The sequence below is a fragment of the Crateriforma conspicua genome, assembly GCF_007752935.1.
Lineage (GTDB): Bacteria > Planctomycetota > Planctomycetia > Pirellulales > Pirellulaceae > Crateriforma > Crateriforma conspicua.
The window spans coordinates 307,286-328,689 of record NZ_CP036319.1; the positions used below are offsets into that span (position 1 = coordinate 307,286).

A 21,404-nucleotide genomic window follows, 5' to 3' on the forward strand; every position below is an offset into this window, starting at 1 on the left:
GCGATGAACCGAAGTCGCGGAGTCGTCGTTTTTAACAATGGAAGATTAATCGCCGCGACTCGGTTATCGCGGACGTTCCCCAATTGGGGATGCAGTCACGAGTTCAACCACCTGCTATCGCTTGAAGCCCTATTTCCGCAACGTAGGCGTTGCGTGCACAACACTGTTTGCAGTGATCGGTCTAACGTCCGTCTTTGTGGCGTATTTCAACGTCGACAATTCCTTTCCGAGGCCGCTCCTTGCGGCGACTGGATTCGGTTTGTTCTGGGCTTGCTTCGTGCTTCTAGGCGTATTGCTGCTGTTGCTCCACCGCCGTTACCGCCTTTGGTTCAATGCTGAGTCGGTTCGCCAACGTGGTGTTTTGTTCGATCGGACCTTGGATCTGTCCACCATAACTGAACTTAAGTGGCGACGATTTCCTACTGGCGGCAGCGTACGTCTCTCTGGGTCCGACGGCGCTCTCAAAATCGAACTTGGCAACTTTGCTCAGAGTCAACGCGATGTTTTCATCGCGCATCTGCGTGATGCGGTCCCCGAGGATCGGCAACGCGATTGGGACGCATTTCGCCGACAGTTTGAAGATAGTCCAGCACGAAAGATTCGGACGCGACGAGTTTCGTGGGCCATATCGCTGCTGCTCGCACTTCATACGGTTGCATTTTTGGTTCTCTGGGGACTGCGGTTCGGCAATCAATATTTGCTGATCGCGGTCGTTAATATCGCGTTTCTTGTATACTTTCGACGTGGAGCCGGGAATCGCCAACCGGACTCAGCAGATGGCGAACCATCGGATGCACCCGAGTCGGCGAGTCGGGCGTTTTGACAATGGAAGATCTCTCGCGCCGACCGGGTGATCCGCACCGTTACCCGACTGAAATGTATGCCGCGCACTGAGTCGACAATGCGACCATCATTCGCCGCACTCTGGATTCGATCGCTGACCAAAACGGAACTTCATTCACTTGTTGATGCAGTCAAACTTGGCGATCTCGAGGCAACATCTCGCGCCGTTGAATTTGTTGCTGCGGAGAGTTTTGGCATGTGGCACAATCGCGCTCGCGCAAAACTCTGTCGCTATTTCAAGAACCATCCACCAACTGACGACCAATCCAAGCGGATGGTCGACGCCATTATTGACCGTCTGATTGACGGGCGGTTCTCTGAACAATTCAAAGATCAGCTGTCGATGGCGATTCGGTTTTCACCTGCCCGAATGGCCGAGGCGGCAACCGTGGCGTCAGCGTCAGACCGGAACTATATTCGCCGGTACGCGGATTGGGTACGTCAAACGCTCGATTCAACCCCAGCGATCCAAAATGGCGGGTAACCATGCCGTGCACCGGAGTACGGCATCGCGCGTTTACATATGGAAAATCAACTCGCCGTACCCGGTGACGGCGGCCGTTCTGCACGAAGAATGGATTTACCTTCGCTGTGAATCAGATTTATCGCCCACCAACGCTAAAGTTCAAACACTCCATCAAATCTTACGGCGGGCACTGGTATCGTCTGGTCGAACGTTTGGGACGCGGCGGAAACAGCGTCGTCTATCTAGCAGTCTGCACGGATGGTCCATACTCAAATTCGCTCTTTGCAATCAAGATTAGCCTCACCGACGCACATGAGCGGCGTCGGAAACGATTTCTAAACGAAATCAAGTTTCTAAAAGATCATTCGCATCCGAACATTTTGAACGTCGTGGACTCTGGGCAATGGATTGATCTCGAGCACCCCGATCAACCAGCGTTTCCGTTTTTCGTAACGGAATACCTACCCCAAACACTTGCTGACGTAATTCGTGAACGCTCTGCATCGACTGCCGAGAAAGCTGCTTACATTATGCAACTACTCTCTGCTCTTGCGAGCCTCGCCAACTTGCCCGGCGAGGTAATCCACCGTGATGTTAAGCCACAGAATATTTTTATTGCAGGCAAACGCTGTTTGCTCGGGGATTTTGGACTGATGACACAACGTAGCCGTTGTGTCGAGTTTGATCGCGGATCGATGGCAGAATCCGGTAACCCACAGATGCCTTACTTCTTTCGAACTCCGGACCTCGTTCGATTTGAACGCGCCGCAACACTTCTCACTTCCAAAAGCGACGTCTACCAGCTCGGATTGGTTGCAGCAATGCTTTTCACGGGACGAAACCCGTGCATCCCATCGAATGACCTGCTATCGAATGTTGAACTCGAACCACTTGACCACATTCCGGGCGTACAATGGAAGGGTATCGCGGGGCTGATTAATCGAATGCTCACATTCGCACCCGAGTCGAGACCTAGCGCACAAGATCTAATCGACCCATGGCGTGAGGTTTTCTGGGACGCTGCGAAACTTACAATCGATGTTAATGGTCGGGTGTTTTGACAGACCAGGAACGTGCAGAACCAAGCGATGAACACGAAGTCGCGGAGCCGGGCGATTTCGCAATTGAGAATCAACTCCCGCGACTCGGTTATCGCGGTCGTTCGCCGACTGAAGACTGCGCTTTACCTGCTTTGCAACGCAATCTGGTCGATCTCCTGCCCACCACGGATGACTCGCGCGATGTCGATTGTTTCCGCCGTCACGAAATAGAGAACTACATAGTTGCCGAAACCGTTCACTAACTTGGCACGAAGCCCTTCGGCTTCTGGGCGTGTAGTTGGCACCGCACCACCGGCTTCCGGAAACTGACACAACATATCAACAGTCGCTTCGATCGCATCAAGAAAACGCAGGGCTGAATCGAGATTCGACTCGGCAATGTCGCTCGAGTGTCCCGCAATGTCGTCCATGGCAAGCCGCCTGCGGTGCGGCACTTTGCGTCCAGGCATTCAACTTCCGTGCTTTGACTTCAACTCTGTACGAATGGCTTCGATTTCATTTCCATTCCATGGCTCACTTGGGCCGCTCTGCAACCCTTCAACCGCGAGCTTCTCTACTTCGGTCTGACGCTCAGATATTCGCAAGATGAATTCTGATACGAATTCGCTGACGTCTTCGTAGCCGCTGATTTTCGCGCGTTCCGCGATCGCCGACATTATCGGCTCGGGTACATTAACACTAATCGTAGACATTTCCGGCTCCCAAGAAACTTGAACCCCTGCATTCTACACCAGGGCGGACCTTGCGACAGGCTCGATCTCTTCCTCGATTCAAATTTGCGGCGAACCATGCGATGATACGGAGCGGCGGTGGTCGCCGTTTTGGCAATGGCTGAGTCTCTCGCCGCCGCCCGCATATCGCTACCGTTATCGGGACTAAGGTGCCCGGTCGTACCGCGATGCCTGTGTCATCAGACGTTCGCACAATGTTTCACACGCTGCATCGGGGAATACCGCAATCACTTCGTCGGGGATGCTTGCCATGATCCGCGTCATTGAATCCAACGCTGGGATCAGACGCCGCCAATACGTCTCGGTCGCTTCGTCCTGCCGTTGCGAAAACTCCGCGATGATGTCGTCCATTTCAATCGTGACTTCTGTTTCAATGTCTACATTCTTCCACGCTGTAACCTGCATGATTCGCCCGATAACAATGCAATGCATACCGAGTCGCGGTGGTATGCGTCTTGAAATGGTCAATCACTCGTCCCGGCTCGGTGATCACTGCCGTTACACGGGGTTGGCTCTGATCGGCATCAGGCTTTGACTTTCGGGTGCGCGGTCGGCCGACTTTGATGGTGAATGAAGATCGAATGGGGTGTCATGATTGGCTTTGTCGCGAAACACATTGGTCGTGCTCAGTCTTTCGCCGCTTCGCAATGTTGACTGAACGCAGAGACGATCACCACGTACCGACGCTTTGGCTCAGCCAATACTTCCATCCGCCAAAGTGTTTGCGTCGGAACGTCGCGATCTTCAAGCCGGTTCGAGCGTTAGTTGCGCGGTCGATTTGGTGAGCGCGTTACGTTTCCTGACCTGTCCTGCATTCAACCGCGGTCTCGGGGCACCCTGCGCCGCCGACCGCTGGATGTCTTCTTTCCGTGTCTGGCCGTCGGCTTCGGCACCCCCGATCCCGCCACGCTTTGTTCGACATCACAATGAAGAAACTCGATGCTTCAAGCCTTGCGACGTTGCCGGCTTGATTCGATGTGTAACAATGCGTTCAACCGAAGCGGGGTTGAGCCGTCTTGGACGCTTCGCTGACCACGTTCCCACGCCCCCGCTCGGTTAACGCTACCGTTATCCGACTAAGATTCATGACCAAACGCCCGGCAGCCGCTGACATCCAAGCTCACTTGTGTGAACTTGCCCAAACAATCGCACGCGATCATTTTTCGTTGACGCTGGACTTCACCCCCGATTCAGTGTGGCACGTTGAAACGATATTGTCCGAGATGCATCTCGCGTACGTCGAATCTGAATCCGACGAGGGGATGACGGGCGTCGCCCTCGAATTCGCTGCCTACATCGTCACTGTGATTCAACGCGATTTCGGACCTGCAAAATGGGAACGAGACTGCGAAAGCTTCGGCGAAGATGCATTCCCACTTCATTGGGATGGCGGTAAGATCTACCCGCTCGCATGGTGCATGAAACGTATATTCGACGGTCCCGGCGACGACGTCTGGACTAAATTCCAATCGCTTGTCGTAAACAAGCGGGTGAATAATGTTGGCGGATAACAATTCCGTGCACCGGAGCGGCGTCAGCGTGTTTTCTGATGGAAAGTTTTGCTCTCGCCGCCCGGTGACGGCGGACGTTACACGGGGTTGGCTCTGATCGGCATCAGGCTTTGGCTTTCGGGTGCGCGGTCGGCCGACTTTGATAGTTAATCAAGATCGATTGCGGTGTCATGATTGGCTGTGTCGCGAAACACATTGGTCGTGCTCAGTCTTTCGCCGCTTCGCAACGTTGACTGAATGCTGAGACGATCACCACGTACCGACGCATTGAATCGATTGATGCTTCCATCCGCCAAAGTATTTGCGTCGGAACGTCGCGATCTTCAAGCCGGTTCAAGCGTTGTTGCCGCGGTCGATTTGGTGAATGTGCTACGTTGCCTGATTCGTCATGGATTCAACCGCGGTCTCGGGGCTCCCTACGCCGCCGGCCGCTGGGTGTCTTCTTTACGTGTCTGGCCGCCGGCTCCGGCAACCCCGATCCCGCCACGCTTTGGCCGACTTCGACAGGAAGAAACTCGATGCTTCAAACCGTGCGACGTTGCCGGCTTGATTCGATGTGTAACAATGCGTTCAACCGAAGCGGGGTTGAGCCGTCTTGGACGCTTCGCTGACCACGTTTCCACGCCCCCGCTCGGTTAACGCCGCCGTTCTGGCATTCAATCGTGCTCGTGCTCGTGCTCAGTCGCGCAGCCACGGTGCTCGTGCTCGTAATCGAATCGCGACGCCTTCCATGACCGACACGTTGTTTGTTCACGCGGCTACACTCGATGACTCTCGTGCGCTGGGTCGCCAGCGAGCAATCGAGCACGAGTACGAGCACGAGCACGAGCACCGACGACGGACTGGCAAACTCGATTGGATCATCGCCAATTCGATTCAATCGACCGCTTCGCTGGTCTCGATCTTCAGATGTTTCGCACGAGATTGAACCACAGAGAACACGGAGACCACGGAGCCGAATGTCGGGCTTTTTCTCTGTGTAACTCCGTGTCCTCTGTGGTTAAACATTCTTGCATGCCGGGGAGTTCTTCGCGCGGTCGAGGAGTCGATGGTATGATGAGCGGCGAGAAAGACGGTTACCCGTGGCGGGCTCCGCAAATGCCGCCGAACAGCCAGAACCACGACATGCACGGGAGGACGGCTTGCGACGCTCGCTCGCATGGATGGTCAATCCTCCGTCCCCCGTGATGTCAACCGTTCGCCGACTGACTGAATGCTTGCACCACTCGTACTACCCTTCCAGATCACGTTCGCTGCGTTCGCAGTTCTTTGGTGCGTTGGTGCATTGACGCTTCAGAAACCAAAGCGGATTGCATGGCTCACACTCGCTGCAGTTCTCCTCTTCATCCCGTCCTGCGTTGGCGTGATGGCACTTGTCGACCTACAACGCTACGGACGTTTTGACTATGCCTCCGCGTCAGATATCCCAGACGATGGATACATCGAACTTCCGGCACCCGCCACGGACATTACACTTTACCGCAATGGTGCTGGACACTGGGCAAAGTTTACTATCGACACACCATCTTTGCGTTCCTGGATCGACGAACGTCGGTCGCTACGTCCTGACTTGAATCAACATCATGACGACGACGAATGGCTGTCAACGGCTTCCGATCGCCAGCGACCTGATCTGCTTGAACTGAACAAGCAGATTTTCGGCAACCGTTTTCCTGATACCGGTTGGACTTACGGCCCATCAATGCTGCAGGTGCATGTCAGCCGCTCTGACCGAGGGGGCGGCTATACTGTGTGGCACGTACCGTCTACTGGCGACTCTTACATCAGCGCTGGCTACTGGTAAAGCGGCGAACCAAACGATGCAACTGAGCGGCGAAGTCAGGCGTTTCGAAGTGGAGCATCAACCGTCGCCGCCGGCTGATCGGTAACGTTCGTCGTCAAAGACCGTCTATGACCCTACGCCAACTCTATCTTGCAATGCCCTTGATCTTGGTTCTTGGTTGTGGCAAACCGGAACCCAGTGTCCAGACATCGGATGGCGGCACTTCAACGCGGACGGACACCAATGCCACTGAGTTGGGAATCGACGTGACATTGCTCGATGCGCTAGCCGACAGACTTGGCTCGAGTGAATTCAAGCAAATTGACTCAGTACTGGTCTTGAAGAATGGAGAGATCGTCTTCGAAAAGTATCAAAACGGGTACGGCCCTAAGCAAGTTCACGACATCGCGTCCATAACGAAGAGCGTCACCTCGCTACTCATTGGAATCGCGATCGACAAAGGACACATTCCGAGTGTTGACGACAAAGTCGTGGACTATTTTCAAGATACCGCCTACGCCAAAACGTGGCCTGCAGATAAGCGAATGATAACCATTCGACACTTGCTGACCATGCAGCATGGAATCGCATTCGACGACTATGATGATCCAAACATGAAACGGTTTAAGTCATGGCTTAATTCCAGTGACCGCATTGCCCATTTGCTACAACAACCGATGGGCATGAAGCCAGGGCAGAAGTCGACCTATTGCACGGCAAGCACTCAATTGCTTCGACAGGTCATTGAGCAGTCGACCGGACAAAGCGTCGAAGAATTCGCACGGGAGAATTTGTTCGACCCGCTCGGGATAAAGTCATTCGAGTGGGAGCGCTCACCGAAGCATGGCATCGGAATGGGGTTTGGGGCTGACGCGTACCCTCGTGACGTTGCGGTGCTTGGGCGCATGATCCAGCAAAGCGGCAAATGGAATGGCAGGCAAATAGTCTCGTCAGGCTGGCTGGAAAAGAGTTTCCGCCCTCACGGCAAGCTGTTGGGAATTGACTACGGCTACCTTTGGTACGGAGAGCCGTATTCGGCGAATGGCAAGCAGATTCAATCGTACTTGGCGATGGGCCACGGAGGACAATTTCTTGTTCTGTTCCCCGATCTACAGTCGATCCTCGTCATCATGGCGAAGGATTACGATCAGAATATTGATTTTTACCAACTCATCCAAGACTTTGTCATTCCCATCTGCTCCAAAACGTAGACGACGAACAAAAGCATACGCGCGGATCCGCCGACAGCGCGCTTTCAAGTAGAGCATCGACCGCGGCGGCCCGGTAATGCCAGACGTTCTGCTGCAAACCAAAAACGCACGAATATGGCGAACCATCCGATCTTTGCGTCAACCTTTCATGGTGATGTCGACGCCGTCAAGAAGCTACTCGAAGCGGACGCTACACTGGTTGCGGTGCGCGACGCGAAAAATCTGACGCCGCTGCACGTTGCTGCCAGTCGTGGGCAATCCGAAGCCGCACAGTTGCTGCTCGACTTTGGTGCCGACATTCATGGCCCGACCGACAACGGCGAATGGACGCCGCTCGTGTTCGCTTCCTACCGTGGGCATTGTGATGTGGCCAAAGTGCTTATCGATAACGGCGCGGGTGTCACTGCGGACGATGGCAACCCAATTCACTACTCTGGACAACGCAAGCACAAAGACATTTGCCGTTTACTCGTCGAACACGGCGCGATCGATGATCTGATTGACTCCGATGACTCTGACATTCTCGCTCTCTTTCGGGCCGCATACAGTTATGACACGGATACTGTCAAAGAGATCCTCTCACGGCGACCGGAGCTTGTTGACAGCAGGGACAACAACAACGGGCGAACACCCCTTCACGAGGCCTGTACCCATGGGGACACAAAAACCGTTCGTGCGTTGCTAAAATGTGGCGCCGACGTGACGATTCGCGATGCGAACGGACAGGTTCCTGCAGATCGCGCAGAGGCCCACGATCAGCGAGCGGTCACGAATTTACTCCAAAAACACGATACCTCAGCATAACAAAGCGGTGAACCGGAGCATTTATTCACGCGGCCACGGAATTCAAGGCCTCCCGTTTGTGTCCGATTACCGCAGGCGTTCTGGCGTGCTCCCCAAAAACTGGTCCATGAGTTATGAGAGTGTACCGGCCAATAACGGCCAAGGAGACTCTCGAGATGAAACAAGCACGAAAGCGACGTAAGCCCGAACAGATCGTCAAGGCGATCGCCGAGGGTGAAGCCATGTTGGCCGCCGGCAAGAGCCTGGCGGAGGTGTACCAGAAGCTTGGGATTGTTGAATCGACCTGGATGCGATGGAAGAAGCAGTACGGCGGCATGAAGTCCGATGAGGCTCGACGGCTTCGCGAACTCGAAATCGAGAACCAGAAGCTCAAAGAACTGCTGGCCGAAGCAGAACTCGATAAGCGAATGCTCAAGGTGATCGCTGAGGGAAACTTCTAAGCCCGACGCGTCGCCGTGAAGCAGCCTGCAAGTTGCAGAGTTGCTTCGGCGTCTCGGAGCGTCGGGCTTGCAGGACGCTCGGCCAATCGCGAAGTAGCCAACGATACCGGCCAAACACAAAAGAAGACGAACCACGTCTGGTTGCTCGAATACTGGAACTCGTCCGCGAGTTTCCTCGCTATGGCTATCGACGCATCACTCGTCTTCTGCGGCAGGAAGGCTGGCGTGTGAACTTCAAACGAATCCACCGACTCTGGAAACAACAAGGTCTCAAGGTGCCGGTCAAAAAGGCGAAAAAGCGACGATTGGGCAACTCCGAAGGCGGCGTCATTCGTCGATCGGCCGAGTACCCCAATCACGTTTGGTCGGTCGACTTCATCTTTGATCGAACCGAAGACGGTCGCTCGTTGAAGATCCTCTCTCTGATCGACGAGTTCACTCGTGAGTGCATTGCACTGGAAGTGGGTCGAAAGTTCACCGGCGACGATTTGGTGGCGCTGTTGAGCGACTTATTCGTCAGCCGCGGCATCCCGTCGTTCATCCGCAGCGACAATGGCCCGGAGTTCATCAGCAAGGCGGTCCGCTCCTTTCTGGACTTCATTGAGGTGGGGACTTCCTACATCGAACCGGGCAGTCCCTGGCAGAACGGCTACGTCGAAAGCTTCCACAGCAGGCTTCGCGATGAGTGTTTATCGTGCGAGCTGTTCAGCAGCTTGTCCGAGGCACAGTCGATCATTGAGTCATGGCGTCAAACGTACAACCATCGACGTCCGCACAGCGGCATCGGTGGAATGGCCCCAGCGGATTTTGCTTCACAGTGGGCTACTTCCGCTTCGTTCGCTGCGCTCCCTTCGCGGAAGCAGCCCACTGTGGAATCGTTTAACCAACCCGTACTCTCATAACCGTGGATCAGGAAATGGGGGCATTCCAGTTCGTCGACGCAAAGAATACTAGGCAAGCCGTGAACAAAGAACCAAATCCGTACTCCCCCGCGTCTATGGCGGATATCGCGTCTTCGGGCAGATCTCGTTTGCGGGCAGTTCTGTCTTTTGCAGCAGGATTCTTTGGTGGGACGGCTCTGCAGTGGGTGCTGTTCTGGACCGATTCTTTCAGTACGGGATTTCCTCCCTTGGGAGGCGCTTTACTTGGTCTGCTTAGTGTGCTCGCAATTCACTTTCCTGGGATCCGCAGCAGACCAGCATTGCTTTTGGTCGGTGCTATTTTTGGGAATCTCAACGCGTTTTGGTGCAATAGGGCTCCTCTTCTCTACAGGGACATACCTCGAGATGTCGTTACGTCATGGGGATTCGCCTCGATCGCTTTCGCTCTGACTTTTGCGTTTTGTTTTGTGTCTGTCAGGTGGGCAAGGCGGATCATTTGGATTCAGCTTTCTTCGCGTCAATTGATGGAATGAATACGACGAACCATGGGGTGCTGCGGAGGCTGCGAGTTGATCTTTTTGAATTGGAGCGTCGCCCGCGCGGCTCCACCGAATCCTACCGTTCGCCTACTTTGTGTGGTGTGCAATCAGATGAAAGCAACTACGACTATCCTTCTGCTTCTCGCATTCCCGCGATGCGTATTCTCTCAGGCCACTCCAACGACACATCGAGTGCTCACGAAGCCGCGGATCGTTCAGGATGCGGAAGGTTACAATTCGTGGCCGATGATTCAGGCGATCGGAAAAAAGCTCGTCTGCGTGTATAGCCGCGGTTCGGGGCACACGATCAGCGAGGACGCACGCGCCGTTTATGCACGTATCTCCGCCGACGGAGGAGAAACGTGGACGCCCGAGGCGGTCGTCGCTAATTCCCCAGGCTACGGCGAAGTCGAGGTCGGGAAGGGGCTGGATTCCAACGGGGCGATGCTCCTTTGGGTGCGCCGGGTGGGCAGGGATTGGCACCACGACCTTTACCGCACCACCGATGGTGTCACCTTCACCCTGGTGGCGACGCCACAGTTCGACGTCCGCCCTGTGCAGATCACCGACATCTTCACCGTCCCAAACGTGGGACTCATGGCGCTGTGGTTCGCTGGAGACTATGGAGGCAAGCCGACGAACGCGTGGGGCGCGCTGACAAGCAGTGACAATGGAGAAACCTGGAAACAGGCCACCGTCGAGTCCAGTTTATCCAAGGCGCAGTGGCCGACCGAACCCGCTGCGGTTTACCTCGGCAATGGCAGGATTCTCGCTATCGGCCGTACTGAGGTGGGCACGCCTCAGTTCCAGATGGTCTCTTCGGATTACGGTGCGACGTGGAAACGCGAACAAACCAATATTGGCGACGCTTTGGCTTCCACGCCAAGCTTGATCCTTGATGAGGAGACAGGGCTCCTGAGCAACTACTATTATCATCGCGGCGCCGGCGTACTGCGGCGACGCGTTGTCGATCCCGAGAAAGTGTTTGACCACCCGCGGGATTGGCCGGATTCGGAGCCCATTGCTATGGGAAGCAAGGTTACGTTCGATGCCGGAAATGCCAACGCCACTGCGATCGGAAACACCCACTACATCAGCTTTTACTCAGGCAAATCGCCTGACACCGCAGTCCTCGTTTCCGTGGTCCCGGCACCGAGTGCTGGGAATCAGCAGGTTTCGGAATAGGCGACTGTGATGAGCCTTCGGTCGTCGACCAGCAGTGCCGTATACCGGGACGTGCGTTGGCGTCGATCCCTATTCATCGCCTCGTCATGGTTGACCGGTCGCGGTTGCCGATATTCGGCTCAATGATAAAGTGGGTCGAAGTGCTAACCGGCTTTCCTGATCAGTCCGGGGATGGGTTTCGGTCCAAAATCATTCTCGAAAACGCACTGTTTCATTCGCAAGTCAACGACCGTTCTATTGACGCGGGATCTTTTTCGACATCATCGCTTCGACGCAATACCACGTCCGGGGATGGCAACCACATTCGTGTTGCGGAATTGGTTGGCGACGTTGCGTTCCCTACACCGAGATGCCGCCAACGCCAACGCGGTCTTTCAGTTTGCCTCGCAATTCAATTGCCTTGAAAGGGCAGCACCGCACGTTATTCCGGAAGGTGGTGTTGGTATCTACCAAAACGACCGGACGCAAGGTCCTGTCTGTTCGGTCTGTGCCGGCGCCGGCACGATCTACCTGACGCTTGTCGGTGGTGGCGTGTTTGGTAACAGATTGGATACTGTCATTCATCCGTCGAACGCTTGGATTGTTTGCGTGGGCAGACCTCGGCGTCTACATTGTCAGCTTTGGTTCATCGAAATCAGAAGTGGTGGATTTTCTCGCACGTCGGAATTCCGACTAATAGGCTGGGACCCGAGTCACGAAGTCAGGCGTTGTAAGTGGCAAGTCCTCCGACACTTTTTGATTGCTGTTGGTTTTTTTAGAGCAAACAATTTCGTGCATCGAAGTCCGGATTGCACGGTTGGCCTGAATGAATCGTCAACATGCCGGAACTGGTAGCCACTGCCGCGATCAAATTTGGGCCGAACTGTTTTGATGCTAGGAAGATTCGCAATGAATCCGTTCAAGACCCGTCAGCAGGCAATCGCATTTATCTGCGTCGGCGTTGCAGTCGTTCTTTCATGTGTGGCGTCGATCGCGATTGCTGAGTCGTTCATGCCGAACAATCTTGCTGGGCGAAGAGGCGTTGTGATCTTTTACCGCACGTTTACACCCATGATCGTTGTTTGGTCCTTGCTTGCCTCTTGGGCCTACTTCAATATTCCACCGCGTTCTTGCAGTGGTGAATTGGCCAGCGACGATGAAGGGGATATCGCCCGCGATAGCACTGGATGCGAGGTCTGATTTTCCTGTGCCGACTCACGGATACCCGATTCGCTTATGTCCAGCTCCGAAAAAATTCAGATCGAAAACGTGAACTGCCCGGGGCAGACGAAGAACGTTGATGCTGAAAAGTACACCGCAATGAAGAATGCGCTTCTGAAAGTGCTTCCTTGGAAAGCACCGGGCATGACTCAGTCGGAGATGCAGAAGGCGATCTTGCCTCATCTTCCGGATGAACTTTGGCCCGGCGGTTCGAAGTCTGGTTGGTGGGCGAAGACCGTACAGCTTGATCTCGAGGTAAAGGGCGCGATCGTCCGGACGGATTCGAAACCGCTAACATGGCATCGGGCATGACATCGGAGCACGATCCGATCTGTTCGTGATCGGTTGCGAAGTTCATCGGCCCACAAGAAGTCTTTTTACTCGGAACAAGAACCGGAGTTGCTATGGTTCGTCGATTGATTGCTTGGGTGGCGTTGTTTGCATTGGCACCCATCGTCGTGCTTGCGGATGATTCGGTGCCATCTGGACATTCGACTCTCCACATCGTCTTCATCACATCTCACTCGCAACAACGGACAAGTGCAATCGACGGTGGTCAAACGTCGATGGTGCGTGTTGGCGATGCCATTGTTCCCGCTGCGGATGTCCGCCCGATCCGAATCACGATCGATGGTGGTTTCGTTGGTCACGCAATGGCCGGAATGTGGGACGTCAATCCGGTATTCGTTCTGCCGGAAGGAAACCACAAACTGCAATTTGAACTCGATGGATTTGATCCGGTATCGACTGATATCAGGGTGTTGGGGACGAAGTCAAAGCAGTATTTGCTCGTGAATTTGCCGACCGATAATCCGAAACGTAAACGATCTGCATCATCCGCTGATGCACCGACGGAACATCCTCTGAACGACTGAACTGAGAACCCATGACATGGAATGAGGTTGCAGAGTCTGTTGGTGTGGCGACGGAGAGTCGGTCATCGTTCCTGCAGGCCAGCGACTCGTGTGGAGGATGCGTTTCTGGGGGAATGTTGAAGCAGTACACGAAGATTGGAGAAACGGATGATTGGTCCACAAACGAGAGCCATCAATACGCTTTTGAGCATGCCCAAAGCAGCAATTTGATGTTGTTGATTTTCATTTCGACTGGCGATGCGGTGGGGGCTTCATGATGCAGGATGCGAAATGCTGGCCTCTGAAATCCATCAGCAAGTGCGGCGCGAAGAAGGGAACGTGCCTACAATGCATCGCAATTCCTGTGTTTGGCTGGACGACAAGCAATCGGTTGCAACATCGGATACGGCCTTTTGTTTTTGCGTTATCGGTTGGATGCGCGGAGTCGTTGTGACGACCGTTCCCGACCAGAGTTCATTTTCTTGGCTCGCAATGACCGCCCCGAATCCATACGCGACTCCTTCATCGCCACCAGCATCAAGTGCGATCGATACAGGAACGCGATGTCCCGTATGCAACGGGGCACTGAGTCGCCTTCGGCTTGTTCTTCCATTTTCGCGATGCCCGACTTGTCATCGACGCATACGGCTTCGCAATTCCACGCGTGCAAGTTTCCTGTCCACCCTTGCAGCGATTGGCTGCTTCATCTCTTTGCTGCAATTCGAGGTGACGCCTGATACAAACGGATGGGTCTTTGGTATCCATGCGCTGGTGTTCATTTCGCTCGGCACATTTTGGTTCCATCTGTACGGAGAGCCTGCACTTACTGGATGGATTGGCAATGCGTCGCGAGAGAAGTTGGCGCAGGAACGCGACAAGTTTCGAACTGGGCTACCATGAAGATGCACATTGTCGGCACTCGGTAAGCATGCCGGGCACTTTCGCCAGGCAACTGCTATGCATCCAGACATTGGTGAGTTTGTTGCGGGCAAGTTAGAGTTGGTCTGCAAGCGATTTTTCGATTCTGACGGGATTTGTGACAATGTGTAATGGTTCGATTCCCAAAGAACGCCGCACGGGATTTGGTTCGTTGCTGCATTTCGACCTACGCACGCTGTTCCTGTTGGTGAACTTGAGTGCGGTCTATTTCTTCCTGGTCAATTGCGCCGGAGAATTTGTCGCCACGCTTTTGGTGGGGCCACTGGTATTGATGGTTTCCGTCGTCATTCTTCGCGTCGAAAACATGGTCTACGGTTTGCTTTTCGGCGGCATGTTCGCAGTCGTGATGGTGATCATTGCCGCCGGTGCCTTTGCACCTGTTCCACCGGGTCAGGTGGTGTTCGCATCGCTGGTATATCCACCTGCCAGCAGTGCATTGGGTTTGATTTGTGTCGCCCATCGCCAGGTTTGGCGTGGCATGTGATGGGGTTGCCTATGGACAGGGGTGGTCTGGCCAGTGGAGTCGGCATCAAGCCAGCACAAACGATTGGCTGTCAGGTGTTCGCAATACGGTACAATGAACGCCTTTCAGGAGTGGCGAGGAGTATGGCATGGACGCGTTTTTGAGAGAAGCGATCCGAGAGGCCGAGCAAGGTGCCCGTGAAGGCGGCATACCGATAGGTTCTGTTCTGGTGATCGGAGGAAAGATCGTCGGGCGTGGTCGCAATCGCAGGGTGCAAGACGGCAGCGCGATTCGTCATGCGGAAATGGATTGCTTGGAGAATGCGGGGCGGTTGACGGCGGCCCAGTATGCCAAAGCGATCTTGTATTCGACGTTGTCGCCGTGCGACATGTGCAGTGGCGCGGCGCTGTTGTATAAGATTCCGAAGATCGTCGTTGGTGAAAACTCGACTTTCCAGGGGCCCGAGTCCTATGTTCGGTCGCGAGGCGTTGATTTGACAATCGTCGATGATCCCGACTGTATCCGCATGATGCGTCAGTTCATTGCAAATCGTCCCGCCTTGTGGAACGAAGACATCGGCGAAGTTGGTTGTGGTTAGTTCATGCTGAGATTCGCCTGAACCTTTCACGCGATCGGTGGTCATGAGTTGGGGAAGAAAACAGGTCATCAAGTCTCGCATCACGGCCAACGTTTTGATCTCTGGATCAAACTTTCTAGGAATCGCGTGACGCGACAGATCCGATGGAATCGATGAGCCTTTGCGATTGGAGTCTGTTGTGGCGTATCGAGAAGGACCACAAACGCGGCGGTTGTTGCATCGCGCTTTTGACTTGGGGGATGCGGAAGCCTTTTTTCGGTTGAACAGCGACCAGGATGTGATGAAGTTCACGGGAGAACCGTTGTTGTCATCACTGAAACAGGCCTCAGAGGCGATCGAGTGCTACACCGACTTCGAGCGATATGGATTTGGTCGGTGGGCTTGTGTGGAGAAGCAAAGCGGAAGGGTGATCGGCTTTTGCGGTTTGAAATACTTGCCGGATCTTGATGAAGTGGACGTCGGCTATCGCTTGATGCCTGAATTCTGGGGACGGGGATTCGCGACGGAAGCCTGCGCTGCGTGCTTGGAGTTTGGCTTCCGTATCTTGCAACTGAAGGAGATCATCGCAATGGTCATGCCGGCCAATGCGGCCTCCATCGGTGTCGTTCGCAAGTGCGGGATGCGTTGTGAAGGAGAGGTGTCGTATGAGGGGATTCCGGTGCTGCGGTTTGTGAAAACGAATGCCTCGCCATCGGTTGGCGGTGCTGCCGTTTGATCGGCATCGGTTTCATCGGGATGGCTGTACTGTCGCTTTGGCAAACCGGGCAGTTTCTTAAGTCGCACTCTTGGTGGCAGCCGGAATGATCCGGCGGGGCAGTCGGAATGTCGCCGGGCGGTTTCGAAGGCATTGTTGCCCGGTGATAAACACCAGTTGGTGCCAAAGGTCTCGCGCTAGGCGACAGACGATGACGTCTAGCGGTAGAGATGGGCCGTGGCGGATTGTCGCGTCCGGGGGACGCATGAATCGGCGGTGCGCTGGTACGGAGCGCAAAACATTTGTCGTCGCATCTAGCCAGCGGTAAAACAAGAGATGGGTCGGAGTGCTCTGCCTTGTTGTTTTGGTTGGTGTCGAGTTGCGCGAGTGAGTTGATTTGGCACTACTAAAAAACGCGGGGATTTGGATCGCGGATTTGTCACAGCGTTGGTGGTGGTGCGTGTGGGACGCGGTTTGGCGGGAAAGTGCGAGGCTTGGCAGGGTGTAACGTTCAATAACGGTTGGTGGGAGGTTCGAGCGATGTCACTGAATCTTGAAACAAGGCTTGGCGGATTGGTTTTGCCAAGTCCGTTGATTGTGGGGGCTTGCCCGTTAACAGCGAAGGAAAATGTTCGCTTGGCGATTGAGTCGGCTGGAGCCGGTGCGATCGTTTTGCCGTCGCTGTTCGAGGAACAGGTCGCGTTATGGAATCAACGCAATCGGCGAGAGCCCGTTGTCGGTGAACGACCGCTTCGTGAGCGAGCCGCCAAGCACGATTTTGATCTTCAATGGCATGATGCCGAAACGTACTTGTCCTTCGTTAACCGTGCGAGTGTTCAGTCCACGATTCCAGTGATCGCTAGTTTGAACGGATCACGAAGTGAAGTCTGGGTCGATTTCGCCAAGGAACTGGAAGTCACTGGGGCGCATGCGATCGAACTGAATTTGACGATCGCCGATTTCGATGGCTATGAGAGTTCCGCGGCGATTGAGGACGAGATTTGTCGGTCGGTCGCCGCGATCGACAGCGTCGTTGATATCCCCGTCTTTGCAAAGTTGCCACCGCTATTCACCAGCGTGGGTCACTTGGCGCGACGAATCCAGTCGGGAGTTCAAGGTGTGGTGTTGTTCGGCCCCGAACCGGATATGGATTTGTGTCTGGATGATTTACATTTTCAGTGCCGCTGGGGGCTGACGGAGAAAGGGTCGGTGGTCCATTCGTTGCGAAGGCTGACGCAAGTGCATGCGATGTGTCCGTCCATCCCGATGATTGCCAACGGCGGAATTGGATCGACTGAAGATGCGATCAAGGCATTGTTGTCTGGCGCGGACGCGGTGATGGTGACGTCCGCAATTTACCGTGAGGGGCCCAGCGTGATCCGGACCATTTTGGATGGGCTGGTTCAGTTCATGAATTCGCATTCGGTGACCGGCATGAGGCAACTGGCGGCGATGCGTCCTGTCCCCGGGGACTGGGAAAAACGCCGGTTAGGATATATCGCGGCATTGACCACGAAGGTCGAAACGGAATCGAAGTCGACGGATTGCGGACGCGTCAGCGGGGATCGCTGGGGGCATGTCGGGACGTTGGGTTCGGCGTAAATTCGCCGATACCGCTGGCCGAGCGATGCGGGGCGTGACCTGGCCAACCCCATCGCCCGGAGCGGTGCTAGTTCTGGGTGGCGGGCGCGGGGCACAGCGTACATTGCGGCGTCCCGAAAACATTGCGGCGTTCCGATCCTTCTGGCTGAAGTCGCCAGAGTGTCCAGCGAATCGGGAAAGTTCTGTTTTGGTCCCGAATGTTTCACTGTTGTTGTCCTGTCAGAAAGCCCATCGTCGACTTCCAGGGGATTTCCTGATACGGATCGACCGGGTGAGCCCTACTGTGTGTCGGTGCAGTTGTTTCAAGTCCATGGGCGGTCTAACAATGTCGCACAATCACCGCTGCCGCTATCGGTTTGGCGGATCGGTGAAGCACCACGTTCTGTCTGGTCATTGAACAACCGCAAAGGTTGATCGGTGGTCAATCGGCAGGCAGCGACCCAGGCGGAAAAGGAGTTGGTCAGTGCGAGTGATTGTTTTGTATGGATTAAGTTCAGAAGGCGAGCTTGCGGTGGCGCGGCACTTTTGTGCGGTGATGCAGCGTAAGGGAACGCCGGTTGACATGGTCGGCTTGCGTCACGACATCGCCAACGAAGTGGCGATCGACGCGTATGACGCTGTCGTTTTCGTCGTATCGGATTGGGCCCGGCACATCGATCCTGTATTCGAGGAGTGCATCCGGCATTACCGCAGGTGGCTACAAAACGCTCCGCTGGCTGTGGTCGGTGTAACGGATTGCGGATGTCATGCCGTCGGAGTCCGTAACCAGCGCGAACGATTGGTGGGCTATCTGGGGTTTCAGCAATTGTCGACGGACATGGTGCGAGTGGTGCGGTACGATGCCGGCCAATCGGACGAACGACAGCGATTCCGGTGGTTCCCGCGACGATGGTCCCCAGTGAAAGAAGTGACTAGCGTTTCCGATTCCTGGCAAGCAGACGAATCGAGGGAGTCGGAAACCGAACAGTGCCTGCAGGAGGCTTTCGTCGACGAATTCGTACGTCGAGTGGGCAGTCATCAACGTCGAATGGCAAAGCTGCGGCGACGCGGCGGATGCAAAATCGCATTTTGATTTCCGCGTCGTCGCTGACGAAAGTCGTTTACTGGTCGGCACCGAAGGTCGAAGTGGCGGGATCAACCACTTCGTTATCATCACCGGGTGGTGGTGGATCCGACGGATCATTGACGAACGCGGATTGTGTGGACCTGCACAGCCCCAGCAGTTTCTGTGTGGTCTCCAAAATTCGGAGCCAGCGGACTTGCGGTTCGGCGGCCATGTCCTGCAAACGTTCGGATGTTTCGACGATATCGTCCAGGCTGTGGTGCTGGGCCATCGCGATCAGTCGGCTAGCCAATTGTTGCAATTCACCCAGGTTTCGATTGTCGATCGCTTCGGCCAGGTGTTCGATCTGTAGGCCGATTTGGAGCGCGGTCTGGCGAGAGACCGATTGTCGTGTGTTGCTTGATTCGGGGCACGATTGCAATGTCGCAATGAAGTGTTCGACCAGAATAGGATCAAACTGTTTGCCGGCACATCGGCGCAGCTCCGCGACCGCTTCGTCGTGGGATCGGCCCTTGCGGTGTGGCCGGTCGGTGACGATCACGTCGTAGGTATCGGCGATCGTCAGCAGGCGTGCCGCCAGCGGGATCTTCTTGCCGCTGGGCATGTCCGCGATCAGTGATCGACCGCCGTAGTAGGCCGGGTGAGTGCGGACGATTTCGCAAAGTTCGGCGTTGTGGAACGTTCCCGAAACGATCTCCACACCAATGCGATGGTGTTTCGCGATCAATCGCCACTGATCGGGAGTAAGAGGCCCTGGTTTTTGCAGAATGTCATCGGGCAACGCGATTTTGCCGATGTCGTGCAGCAACGCGGCCATCTCCAAAACATAAGTCGAACGTTGATCCAGCAAGCGTGCGGCTGCGGTCACGCAAAGGTTGGCAACTCGCCGGCAATGCGACGCGGTGGCGGTGTCACGATAGGCCAGCGCGCTGACCAATCCCATGGCAGCGTGAAAGGGAATTTCTTGCGAAAGTTCCGGCAAGCTGGTGGGGGTGTGACGCGCTTTAAGGCTATCGATACTCAGTCGATCGATCTCATCATTGAAAACGACGACTTGATTTCGTCCTTGGCTTTTGGCGGCATACAGGCACTTGTCGGCTTGGTCGATCATCGCTTGCGGCGATGGGGCTTTGAACGTCAGATCGGTCACACCGATGCTGGCGGTCAGACGCAGTTCGGCAGGGTTGTCCAATCGAATGGCTTCGATGCTTTTTCGTGCGGCTTCCGCCATCTGGCTAGCTTCTTCGAGTGCAACACCCGGCAAGGCAACGCAGAATTCTTCGCCGCCGTATCGGCATACCAACCCCTCGTCATCGAACGCGTCCTTGAGTGTTCTGGAAACGCGACGCAGGACTTCATCGCCGACACTGTGCCCATAGGTGTCGTTCACATTTTTGAAGTGGTCATTGTCGAACATCAGGCAGGAAAGACTGCCAGAACGTCCGATGGCGGCATCAAAGCTGTGATGCAATTGGGCCATGAAAGACCGACGATTGAAACAGTCGGTCAACGCATCATGGCTGGCCAATTTTTCGAGTTCGCGATTACGATCGCTGATTTCCTTTCGATTCGCGCGTAAGACGGCCAGCATGCGTTCCATGTCCGCGCGTTCTTCTTCGACATGCGTCACATCGCGAAACGTGGCCAGCACGCCACGGGATTGATCGCGGGCTGAGCGAACGCGGGCAGCGGTCACTGCCATAAAACGCAGTTGTCCGTTTCGCATTTGATACCGCAGCAGTTGTTCGCCGCTGTGGTCGCCAAGTGGTTTGCCCGGTTCATGATGGTCCAGCACACGCATCCACGGAAAATCGTGGATTCCCGCGTCATGGCTGCATACCCACCGTAGCCGGCTTGCGCGTTTTCCCAGCAAGCGGTTGGGTTGCTGTTCGATCATCTGGGCGAATGCGTCGTTGGCCAGCACGATGCGTTCTTGTTCATCGATCAACAGCAACCCTTCGGTGAAGGTGTTCAGTGCATCGCGTACACGGTTGGGAACGACATCGACCGCTTCGAAACGTGGGGCTACAAAGCCGGTGAAGCACGCAAAGGTCAACCAGGCTAACCCGGCGAACGCCAACAGAAAGGTCGGGGAAAGCGTTTGGTTTTCGTGATCAATCGGGGCCGGTCCCCACTGCGCCAAAACAAGCAACAACGTGGTCGCTAGAGCGACAAAGGCGAGCGCGAGCCGGAGATTTGCGAAATTCAGTTTCATGGCGTTGGTGAACTTGTTCACGACGTCGGTGAACGGGTTCACGGAAGTGATCGACCTGAGGCGTGTTGGGGCCGCCGAGCAGAAAAGCGAAGCTGATGAATGGCGAGTCTGTCCGCTAATAAAACTTTCGTCATCCTTAGCAAAGTCTGGCCCTTGGGGGACCCAAAATCATGTTGGGATCCAACGAAGCTGGCGATCGTAACGAATGGACCGAATGATCGGTCTGTAGGGGACGGGGAAGGCCTGAAACACGTGTGCAGTCGATCAAATGCACCGGAGAGTGACCTACGTTTAACCAGTGAACGTGCGCTCCGGGGTGGA

The 21,404-nt window shown here is 55.1% G+C and carries 22 protein-coding genes; 16 read left to right on the plus strand and 6 right to left on the minus strand.

All coding sequences use genetic code 11. The features are described from left to right. Positions 1–283: 283 nt before the first annotated feature. Positions 284–763, minus strand: a complete 480-nt coding sequence (locus Mal65_RS01215) for a hypothetical protein (protein ID WP_145292912.1) — start codon at positions 761–763, stop codon at positions 284–286. Between the two features lie 138 nt (positions 764–901). Here Mal65_RS01215 and Mal65_RS01220 point away from each other — a divergent pair, with 138 nt between their 5' ends. After that, complete coding sequence (locus Mal65_RS01220; protein ID WP_145292913.1) at positions 902–1,327, plus strand: hypothetical protein; 426 nt, start codon at positions 902–904, stop codon at positions 1,325–1,327. Between the two features lie 107 nt (positions 1,328–1,434). Further along, positions 1,435–2,370 carry a serine/threonine-protein kinase gene (locus Mal65_RS01225; RefSeq protein ID WP_145292915.1) on the plus strand — a complete coding sequence of 312 codons (936 nt, stop codon included), beginning with the start codon at positions 1,435–1,437 and terminating at the stop codon, positions 2,368–2,370. Between the two features lie 122 nt (positions 2,371–2,492). On the opposite strand, the gene Mal65_RS01230 is transcribed toward Mal65_RS01225, so the two are convergent. The 3 genes from Mal65_RS01230 to Mal65_RS01240 all read right to left on the minus strand — a co-directional run bounded on the left by Mal65_RS01230 (position 2,493) and on the right by Mal65_RS01240 (position 3,452). Beyond that, positions 2,493–2,819, minus strand: coding sequence for a type II toxin-antitoxin system RelE/ParE family toxin (locus Mal65_RS01230; protein ID WP_145292797.1), 327 nt, complete (start codon positions 2,817–2,819; stop codon positions 2,493–2,495). After that, entirely contained in the window at positions 2,820–3,062 is a 243-nt protein-coding gene (locus Mal65_RS01235; RefSeq protein WP_145292799.1) for a ribbon-helix-helix domain-containing protein, read from the minus strand. It abuts the gene before it with no gap. Between the two features lie 183 nt (positions 3,063–3,245). Continuing rightward, positions 3,246–3,452: a hypothetical protein gene (locus tag Mal65_RS01240; RefSeq protein ID WP_145292917.1), complete on the minus strand. Its 207-nt coding sequence runs from the start codon at positions 3,450–3,452 to the stop codon at positions 3,246–3,248. A 734-nt stretch (positions 3,453–4,186) separates the two neighbouring features. Here Mal65_RS01240 and Mal65_RS01245 point away from each other — a divergent pair. The 6 genes from Mal65_RS01245 to Mal65_RS01270 all read left to right on the plus strand — a co-directional run bounded on the left by Mal65_RS01245 (position 4,187) and on the right by Mal65_RS01270 (position 11,455). Further along, on the plus strand, positions 4,187–4,612 hold the full coding sequence (locus Mal65_RS01245) for a hypothetical protein (RefSeq protein WP_145292873.1): 426 nt from the start codon (positions 4,187–4,189) through the stop codon (positions 4,610–4,612). 1,213 nt (positions 4,613–5,825) lie between these two features. Beyond that, a complete protein-coding gene (locus tag Mal65_RS01250; RefSeq protein WP_145292919.1) occupies positions 5,826–6,416 on the plus strand; it encodes a hypothetical protein in 591 nt (196 codons plus the stop codon). Between the two features lie 107 nt (positions 6,417–6,523). Further along, on the plus strand, positions 6,524–7,606 hold the full coding sequence (locus Mal65_RS01255) for a serine hydrolase domain-containing protein (RefSeq protein ID WP_145292921.1): 1,083 nt from the start codon (positions 6,524–6,526) through the stop codon (positions 7,604–7,606). A 114-nt stretch (positions 7,607–7,720) separates the two neighbouring features. Continuing rightward, complete coding sequence (locus tag Mal65_RS01260) at positions 7,721–8,410, plus strand: ankyrin repeat domain-containing protein (RefSeq protein ID WP_145292923.1); 690 nt, start codon at positions 7,721–7,723, stop codon at positions 8,408–8,410. A 155-nt stretch (positions 8,411–8,565) separates the two neighbouring features. Beyond that, positions 8,566–9,752 (plus strand): IS3 family transposase gene (locus Mal65_RS01265; RefSeq protein WP_145292924.1). Its coding sequence is split into 2 segments (ribosomal slippage): positions 8,566–8,836 and positions 8,836–9,752, totalling 1,188 coding nucleotides; the frame shifts between segments, so codons are not numbered across the junction. 710 nt (positions 9,753–10,462) lie between these two features. Further along, positions 10,463–11,455, plus strand: a complete 993-nt coding sequence (locus Mal65_RS01270) for a sialidase family protein (protein WP_174820113.1) — start codon at positions 10,463–10,465, stop codon at positions 11,453–11,455. A 339-nt stretch (positions 11,456–11,794) separates the two neighbouring features. Here Mal65_RS01270 and Mal65_RS01275 read toward each other — a convergent pair whose 3' ends face one another. Next, entirely contained in the window at positions 11,795–12,019 is a 225-nt protein-coding gene (locus tag Mal65_RS01275) for a hypothetical protein (protein ID WP_145292925.1), read from the minus strand. 324 nt (positions 12,020–12,343) lie between these two features. On the opposite strand from Mal65_RS01275, the gene Mal65_RS01280 reads away from it, so the two are divergent. From Mal65_RS01280 to Mal65_RS01315, 8 genes are all read left to right on the plus strand, one after another. After that, entirely contained in the window at positions 12,344–12,634 is a 291-nt protein-coding gene (locus tag Mal65_RS01280) for a hypothetical protein (protein ID WP_145292927.1), read from the plus strand. A gap of 36 nt (positions 12,635–12,670) precedes the next feature. After that, positions 12,671–12,967: a DUF6958 family protein gene (locus Mal65_RS01285; protein WP_145292929.1), complete on the plus strand. Its 297-nt coding sequence runs from the start codon at positions 12,671–12,673 to the stop codon at positions 12,965–12,967. Between the two features lie 92 nt (positions 12,968–13,059). Next, entirely contained in the window at positions 13,060–13,530 is a 471-nt protein-coding gene (locus Mal65_RS26300; protein WP_165700997.1) for a hypothetical protein, read from the plus strand. Between the two features lie 1,021 nt (positions 13,531–14,551). Then, positions 14,552–14,932 (plus strand): hypothetical protein, encoded by a 381-nt coding sequence (locus tag Mal65_RS01295; protein WP_145292931.1) that lies wholly within the window; start codon positions 14,552–14,554, stop codon positions 14,930–14,932. A 127-nt stretch (positions 14,933–15,059) separates the two neighbouring features. After that, positions 15,060–15,509, plus strand: a complete 450-nt coding sequence (locus Mal65_RS01300; protein WP_145292933.1) for a nucleoside deaminase — start codon at positions 15,060–15,062, stop codon at positions 15,507–15,509. Positions 15,510–15,687: 178 nt separating this feature from the next. Then, positions 15,688–16,224 (plus strand): GNAT family N-acetyltransferase, encoded by a 537-nt coding sequence (locus Mal65_RS01305; protein WP_145304524.1) that lies wholly within the window; start codon positions 15,688–15,690, stop codon positions 16,222–16,224. A 519-nt stretch (positions 16,225–16,743) separates the two neighbouring features. Next, the gene (locus Mal65_RS01310) at positions 16,744–17,805 is read left to right on the plus strand and encodes a tRNA-dihydrouridine synthase (protein WP_146440392.1); all 1,062 of its coding nucleotides are present in this window, start codon (positions 16,744–16,746) and stop codon (positions 17,803–17,805) included. 463 nt (positions 17,806–18,268) lie between these two features. Further along, a complete protein-coding gene (locus Mal65_RS01315; RefSeq protein ID WP_145292937.1) occupies positions 18,269–18,877 on the plus strand; it encodes an NADPH-dependent FMN reductase family protein in 609 nt (202 codons plus the stop codon). A gap of 28 nt (positions 18,878–18,905) precedes the next feature. On the opposite strand, the gene Mal65_RS01320 is transcribed toward Mal65_RS01315, so the two are convergent. Further along, the gene (locus Mal65_RS01320; RefSeq protein WP_165700998.1) at positions 18,906–21,083 is read right to left on the minus strand and encodes a sensor domain-containing diguanylate cyclase/phosphohydrolase; all 2,178 of its coding nucleotides are present in this window, start codon (positions 21,081–21,083) and stop codon (positions 18,906–18,908) included. Positions 21,084–21,404: the final 321 nt, after the last annotated feature.